A 5,950-nucleotide genomic window follows, 5' to 3' on the forward strand; every position below is an offset into this window, starting at 1 on the left:
GGTCCGGCCGCCCCCCCCCCGCGGCCCCCCCCCGGGGGGCGCGCGGGGGCGCGGGGCGGCGCCCCCCCCCCCCCCCCCCCGGGGGGCGGGGGGGGCCGGCTGTTGCGCGGCGGTCCTCAGTGCACGAGGAGGGCCTTGACGCCCGAGAGCACCGGGATCAGCTGGTACCGCCCGTCGCCGGGGCCGCAGGAGGGCTTGGTGTCGGGGGTGTTGGAGATGTTCGTCCCGGCCTTGAAGCGTCCGTCTCCGCTCGGGGCGAAGGTCGTGAGGTGGTCGCGGTAACCGTCGAAGTAGTACATGCACTGGTGCAGGTTCAGGTACCGCCCGGCGGTCAGGTCCAGGGCTGTGGTGTTCGACAGCAGGGGGATGGGGTGGTCGGTGCCTCCGCCGCCTCAGCTGACGGTGGTGTCAGGGGAGTTGGAGATGTTGGTGCCGGCGACGAACTTGACATCGGTGGTCCCCACCGCCGTGGTGAGGTGGTCCTGGTCGAAGTCGCTCCAGAAGATGCACTGGTGCAGGTTCAGGTAGTGCCCGGACGCCAGGTCGTAGGGTTCGGCGGCCGTGTAGACGTTGGGCTCGTAGCGCCCGTCCCCGGGGCCGCAGACGGCGGCGGGGACGGGGGTGTCGGAGACGTCCGTTCCGGCCCTGAACCGCCCGTCCAGGCTCGGGACCAGGGTTGTCATGAGGTCGAAGTTGCTCGCCCCGAGCGGGCTGTTGTAGACGCACTGGTGCAGGTTGAGGTACCGGCCGGCCGGGGGCTGCGAGGTGATGGGGGCGGGGCCGGCTGCGGCGGGAGCCGGACCGGCCAGTGCAGCGACGGACAGGGCGGCGGCTACGAGCGCAGCGGAGCGCGGGGCGAGGCTCATGGGGGTTCTCCGTGACGGGGCGCGGCCACCTCGGGCGAGCAGCCGTGACGCAGGAGGCTTCCCGGGGCGCAGCGGCCCGGGGCATCACGCTTGTGGAACTTCACCTGAAACGACCGGGCGGCGGGGGGCGGTGAATTTCGTCCCGGGCCGCTGGTGAGTTTCGCCTCGGATCCGGTGAGTTTCGGGTGTTGCCGCAGGTCAGGGGCTGGTGAGAACCCCTCACGCTACGCCGTCCGGGTGATGGCGGGGTTCGGCACCTCGGCGCGGTGGGCAGAGCCCGCGGCATGACGACACCTTCGCGGTGCCGCCCGGCCGCTACCCATGACGGACCTCGTCGTGGCGGGTCTACTGCGTGCTGGGCGAGTACGCGAGCTGCAGGCGTGGTGCTGGCGGCAGCGGTGTAGGCGCTCCCGTCTCCGGTGCGGCGCGGAACGCCTCGATCACGTAGGCAGCGAAGCGGCGAGAGGACGTGAGCCGGGCGGCACGCGGCGCGTCTTGGAGGCCCCGGTGGGCCATGAGCATGAGGATCAGGTCGTCGACGACGAAGCCGGGGCGGAGCTGGCCGGTGTCCTGGGCGCGGCGGGTCAGTTCGGCAACCCCGCGCGAAGTCCGCTCTCGGTCGGCGGCGAAGTCCATGGCCTCGGGGAAGGCTGTCATGAAGGCGTCGGCGAATCCCCGGCTGTGTGCGTGGAGTTCGCAGATGCGCTCGACCAGGCTCCGGAATCCGTGCCACGGGTCCGGGTCTGCGAGGGCGTCGCGGACGGTGGCGTGGCAGGCTCGCCGCTGCTCGGCGAAGGTCTCCACGATCAGTGCCTGCTTGGTCGGGAAGTGCCGGTACAGCGTGGCGGGGCCGACGCCTGCCTGCCGGGCGACCTCGCGCATGGGCGCGTTCAGGCCCGCCTCGCTGAACACCGCGCGGGCGGCGTCCAGGATACGGGCCCGGTTGTCGTGGGCGTCGGAGCGCGCGATGTGAGGCAAACGGTCGGTCATGGCCTCTCACTTTAGCCAATTGGACGGGGGCGTCCGTTACGGTCCGATGGCGGTGGCGCCGCCCCGCCCCGGCACCCTGCTGATGGTGCCTCGGGCGGGGGAGCCGGGTTCGCCGCTCTCGGTCGCAGCAGTTGTGGCCCGTTCGTTCACCGTCCTAAGGAGCAGAGATGAAAGCTGTCGTGATCAGGGAGTTCGGAAATCCTGACGGTCTGGAGGTCGTCGACTTGCCTGTGCCCGTCCCTGCCCCGGGGCAGGTGCGGATCACCACGGAGGCCATCGGGGTAGGCGGCGTGGACGCCGTGATCCGCCGGGGAACGCTCGCCGCGTACGGCTTCCGGGAGGGCCATCTCCTGGGCAGCGAGGTGGCGGGTAGCGTCACCGCGGTGGGAGAGGGCGTGGACGCTTCGTGGATGGGGCGGCGGGTGTGGGCGTTCACCGGCCTGTCCGGCGGGTATGCCGAGCAGGCCGTCGCCTCGGTCGAGGACGTCCTTCTGCTGCCTGACGGCCTGACCGGCGTGGACGCGGTGACTCTCGGCGGTTCCGGTGTGGTCGCCCACTTCGCCCTGGACCGCGCTCGTTTCGCGCCCGGCGAGACGGTGCTCGTGCGCGGTGCGGCGGGCAGCATCGGGATCACGGCGGTCCAGCTTGCAGCCAAGGGCGGTGCGGGTGCGGTGGCGGTCACCACCTCATCGGCGGAGCGTGGCACCCGCCTGAGGGACCTGGGCGCGACCCATGTCCTCGACCGCTCCGGCGAGGGCGGCTCGGACGCACCGTCGGGTTTCGACGTGGTGATCGATGTCGTGGGAGGTCCTCAGCTTTCCCTGTTCCTGGACCGGTTGAACCCGAACGGCAGGTATGTGGCTGTCGGCGTGGTCGGCGGGCAGCCGCCGGCGGACTTCGGCATGCGGCTGATGGACGCCTTCCGCAAGTCGCTGTCGTTCGCCACCTTCAGCTCCGACACCGTGCCCGGCTCCGACAGGCAGGCGGTGCGGTCGTCCCAGTTCGATGATGCCGCGCACGGGGACCTGCGCACGGTCGTGCACGAGGTGCTGCCGCTGGACCAGGCGGTGCTGGCTCACCGAGCAATGGACGCGGGCAAGGTATTCGGCAGGGTCGTGCTGGCGCCCTGAGCCGGGCAGGAACGGTGTTCACGGCGCACTACCGCAGCAAGGCCGACCTGGTCCGCGCCGGCGGGTGACTCCCGTTGAGGGGCTGGTGTGCGGGGTCGGCCGTACCCGGGCGTTTCCGTCCGGGTGTCCGGGGTGTGCCGCCGTGTTGTGTCCCGACCTGGATGGCCTGTGGGTGAAGAGTTATGAGTTCGTGTCGGATGGTTCCGGGCTGGGTGGTACGGTCCCGACCACAGGTCTAGACAAGTCAATGATCGTTCGGTGAGGGGAAGTTCGTTGCGTCGCTCTGCTTCTGCTGCTCTGTCCACAGTCGTATCCATCACGTTGCTCTCGGGGTTCTGGGCCGCTTCCCCGGCCCAGGCGGCCGTCTCGGGGACGGCACCCGCCGACTTCACCGGCACGGTGTCCCTCAACTCCACCGGTACGGTCGACAGCGAGGCGGTTGTGACCCTCTCGGGTACCTACCGCTGCTCAGGGCCTTCTTCCTACGCCGTCGTCAACAGCTCGGTGGGGGACAGGGTCGCCATCAGCACGTCTGTCATCTGTGACGGTGCCGAACACGTGTGGGTCAACCATGGCAGGCCCAACCCGGGGCCTCTTGTGAGGGCCGGTCAGGCCGAGGTCACTACGCGCTTGCAGCGGTGGGAAACAGGGAGCAATGGCTTCCCGCGCATTGTCACGCTCGCGGTCGATCGGAAGAGCGTCGATCTGCAGGCTGCTGCGCAGTGACGCAGGGCCCGTCGGCACGCGGGACGGACTCGTGCTCGTCGTGACGTGACCGCGGACGACCTGGTGGGGGAGCACCGGCGCGCGGAGGGCGGACATCGGCAGGCAGGACCCGTTCTCCGCGGAGTCCCACGAGCCCGGCCCGAAACGCCTTGCCCAGCCGCCCCGATCCGCTCGTCTTCCGGGGAGCCGCCAGGACGATGGCCGAGTCCGTCCCGGCCGTGGTCGCCGCCGACCGCCTCCCGGAGATGACCGACGGGCAGAGCCGGGCGATGGCCGAGGCCACCAGCGCCGGCAGCGCCCAGCCGATCCGCACCGTCGACACCCTGGGCTGCGCCCCGCGGCAATGGCCGGGTCCCCCGCGCTCGTCGGCGTGGGGTACCCGGCCACCAGCGTATCGGCGGGTATCCGCTGCCCCCGGCCGGACGGCCGCACCCTGTGGTGCCCCACCGCCGCCGGACGCCGCGCCGCCGTCACCACGCTTCCGTCCGGAACCGAACTCGCCGCGCTGCGCCCGGACCAGCCGAGGACACCGGCGGCGTACTGCGAGCACGCGCTCGACGTCGCCGCCAGCGCCGGTCTCGTCATGGCGGAGGACGGGCTGAGTCGGCTGCGGCCCGGGGCGCTTGACTTCCGCATCGTCCTGGTGATCCCGGCCTCGACCGTGCAGGGCCTGGCGCCTGGCGTACGCGGGCTGGTGGACGGCGCCGTTCGTGGTCTGGCTCGTGGTCCTGGCCCTCGGCCGGATGCCGCAGCCGCTGTACGAGGCGACGGTCGCGGTCCTGCGCTACCGGATGCGCTACACCGCCTACCTGACGATGCTTTCGTCGGCCTACCCCAAGGGCATGTTCGGCGAGGAGCCGGGCAGCGAACCGGAGGGCCCGGCGTCGGCCACCCGTCCGCTGGACCTCGGCGGCGCCGGGCGCGGCCTGCTCGTCCTCTTCCTCCTCCTCGGCCTGGCCTCCTGGGCGACGGGGTCGGTCACCGCCTCGGTGAACTCGGACGACGACTTCGACAACGACGAGGTCACCGACCCCACCCAGAGCGTCCTCGGGCCCCTCGTCCCGGGCCTCGCCGACCGCGTGCCACAGGGCCCGCCCGCCGCCGCCGGCTGTGCCGAGGGACGGTTCCCCGTGGGGGGGCCGGTCACAGGGGCACGGCTCCCTGTGACCGGCCGGTGGGTTCAGTTGATGTGGAGCGTCGTGACGGTGCCGTAGTTCTTGGTGATGGCCTGGTTCTTGCCGAAAGTGTGGCGGTAGAGGGAGCCGTCGCCGGGCTCGTACTCGAAGTACCCGGCGTTGTTGCCGCTGCTGAAACTCGTGACCGACCTCTGGTCGATCCAGATGTCGCCGGCGTTCGCGAAGCACCTCCTGAAACCGGTGCCGTTGTCGTTGGTGATGCCGATGGTGAAGTAGTCGCTGGCAAACAGGCATTCGGCGAAGTTGACCTCGTTGGTCGCGTGGGCGGGCACGGTGCCGACGGCCAGAGCCATCATGGCGACCCCTGCGGCCACGGCGATTCGTCGCTTCAGCATGACGCAAACTCCCTGGTGTGTGAGGTGGGGCATGCGAGTCGAACTGAAGGGACACTAACAAGAGGTGTTGAGGTCGCAACCTGGTGTAACGATTTTCGGACATCATTCCAATTGCCGGGAATTTTGCGGGACTTTGCTGAGCCGAATTCCACACCTGTCACACCTGCCACACCTGTCACACGGACCCGCATGGCCGTCCGGGCCGGGCCGATTTGCTCCTCAAAGGAAGGCGACGGCGGGTCGTTTCGTCTACGGACCTGCTCGCCGTGCTGCGCCTGGGCGCCGCCGCCGCGGATGCCAACGGCGCCTTGGAGGTGTTCACTATCGGGTACCAGTCGTCGGTCCTGGCGCGGATCCACCAGGCGGGCCCGGACGGGCCGTGGTCGGCGCCCGAGCTCTTCGGCCCCGCCGGGGGCTGACCGCCGGCGGGCCCCGCGTGACGGAGCCGGGGAACGAGGCCCGGGGCCAGCCACCGCCACCGTTGCCGCCGTACGGCCGTCTGGCCATCGCCTCCGATCTGTCGGGGCACTGCTGGAAGGACACCGGGGAGTACGCCCGGCTGCGCCGTCTCGGTGTGGTCGACGACTGCGGGGGCTGTCAGGTCGGGCGGGCCCGGGGCCGTCCACCAGCCAGCCGCCGAGGAAGGGGCCGACCGCGGCCGACACCCCGCCGAGGCCCGACCACAGGCCGACCGCCGCCGAGCGGTC

The 5,950-nt window shown here is 71.1% G+C and carries 8 protein-coding genes; 4 read left to right on the forward strand and 4 right to left on the reverse strand.

What is annotated here, in order from left to right; genetic code table 11:
- Positions 1 to 116: 116 nt before the first annotated feature.
- The 3 genes from ACFV6D_RS37710 to ACFV6D_RS37720 all read right to left on the reverse strand — a co-directional run bounded on the left by ACFV6D_RS37710 (position 117) and on the right by ACFV6D_RS37720 (position 1,856).
- Positions 117 to 299: a hypothetical protein gene (locus ACFV6D_RS37710; protein ID WP_380563236.1), complete on the reverse strand. Its 183-nt coding sequence runs from the start codon at positions 297 to 299 to the stop codon at positions 117 to 119.
- A 93-nt stretch (positions 300 to 392) separates the two neighbouring features.
- Positions 393 to 866, reverse strand: a complete 474-nt coding sequence (locus tag ACFV6D_RS37715) for a hypothetical protein (RefSeq protein ID WP_380563237.1) — start codon at positions 864 to 866, stop codon at positions 393 to 395.
- 345 nt (positions 867 to 1,211) lie between these two features.
- Positions 1,212 to 1,856, reverse strand: a complete 645-nt coding sequence (locus tag ACFV6D_RS37720) for a TetR/AcrR family transcriptional regulator (RefSeq protein ID WP_380563239.1) — start codon at positions 1,854 to 1,856, stop codon at positions 1,212 to 1,214.
- A gap of 167 nt (positions 1,857 to 2,023) precedes the next feature.
- On the opposite strand from ACFV6D_RS37720, the gene ACFV6D_RS37725 reads away from it, so the two are divergent.
- The 3 genes from ACFV6D_RS37725 (at position 2,024) to ACFV6D_RS37735 (ending at position 4,926) form a co-directional block, all read left to right on the forward strand.
- On the forward strand, positions 2,024 to 2,986 hold the full coding sequence (locus tag ACFV6D_RS37725; protein WP_380426501.1) for a zinc-dependent alcohol dehydrogenase family protein: 963 nt from the start codon (positions 2,024 to 2,026) through the stop codon (positions 2,984 to 2,986).
- Between the two features lie 399 nt (positions 2,987 to 3,385).
- On the forward strand, positions 3,386 to 3,712 hold the full coding sequence (locus ACFV6D_RS37730; RefSeq protein ID WP_380563241.1) for a DUF6299 family protein: 327 nt from the start codon (positions 3,386 to 3,388) through the stop codon (positions 3,710 to 3,712).
- Positions 3,713 to 4,422: 710 nt separating this feature from the next.
- Complete coding sequence (locus ACFV6D_RS37735; RefSeq protein ID WP_380563243.1) at positions 4,423 to 4,926, forward strand: DUF4389 domain-containing protein; 504 nt, start codon at positions 4,423 to 4,425, stop codon at positions 4,924 to 4,926.
- Here ACFV6D_RS37735 and ACFV6D_RS37740 read toward each other — a convergent pair.
- On the reverse strand, positions 4,893 to 5,243 hold the full coding sequence (locus ACFV6D_RS37740; protein WP_063351706.1) for a beta/gamma crystallin domain-containing protein: 351 nt from the start codon (positions 5,241 to 5,243) through the stop codon (positions 4,893 to 4,895). The two genes, ACFV6D_RS37735 and ACFV6D_RS37740, sit on opposite strands and share 34 nt — an antisense overlap.
- 266 nt (positions 5,244 to 5,509) lie before the next feature.
- Between ACFV6D_RS37740 and ACFV6D_RS37745 the strand changes: the two genes are divergently transcribed.
- A complete protein-coding gene (locus tag ACFV6D_RS37745) occupies positions 5,510 to 5,662 on the forward strand; it encodes a hypothetical protein (protein ID WP_159398601.1) in 153 nt (50 codons plus the stop codon).
- Positions 5,663 to 5,950 lie beyond the last annotated feature (288 nt).

This window comes from Kitasatospora sp. NPDC059812 (genome assembly GCF_042732075.1).
Classification (GTDB): Bacteria; Actinomycetota; Actinomycetes; order Streptomycetales; family Streptomycetaceae; genus Kitasatospora.

Excerpts from the sequence above, each read along its gene's own strand:
- ACFV6D_RS37720 (WP_380563239.1), bottom strand. The coding sequence starts at position 1,856 with ATGACCGACCGTTTGCCTCACATCGCGCGCTCCGACGCCCACGACAAC.
- ACFV6D_RS37725 (WP_380426501.1), top strand. The coding sequence starts at position 2,024 with ATGAAAGCTGTCGTGATCAGGGAGTTCGGAAATCCTGACGGTCTGGAG.
- ACFV6D_RS37715 (WP_380563237.1), bottom strand. The coding sequence starts at position 866 with ATGAGCCTCGCCCCGCGCTCCGCTGCGCTCGTAGCCGCCGCCCTGTCC.
- ACFV6D_RS37740 (WP_063351706.1), bottom strand. The coding sequence starts at position 5,243 with ATGCTGAAGCGACGAATCGCCGTGGCCGCAGGGGTCGCCATGATGGCT.
- ACFV6D_RS37710 (WP_380563236.1), bottom strand. The coding sequence starts at position 299 with ATGTACTACTTCGACGGTTACCGCGACCACCTCACGACCTTCGCCCCG.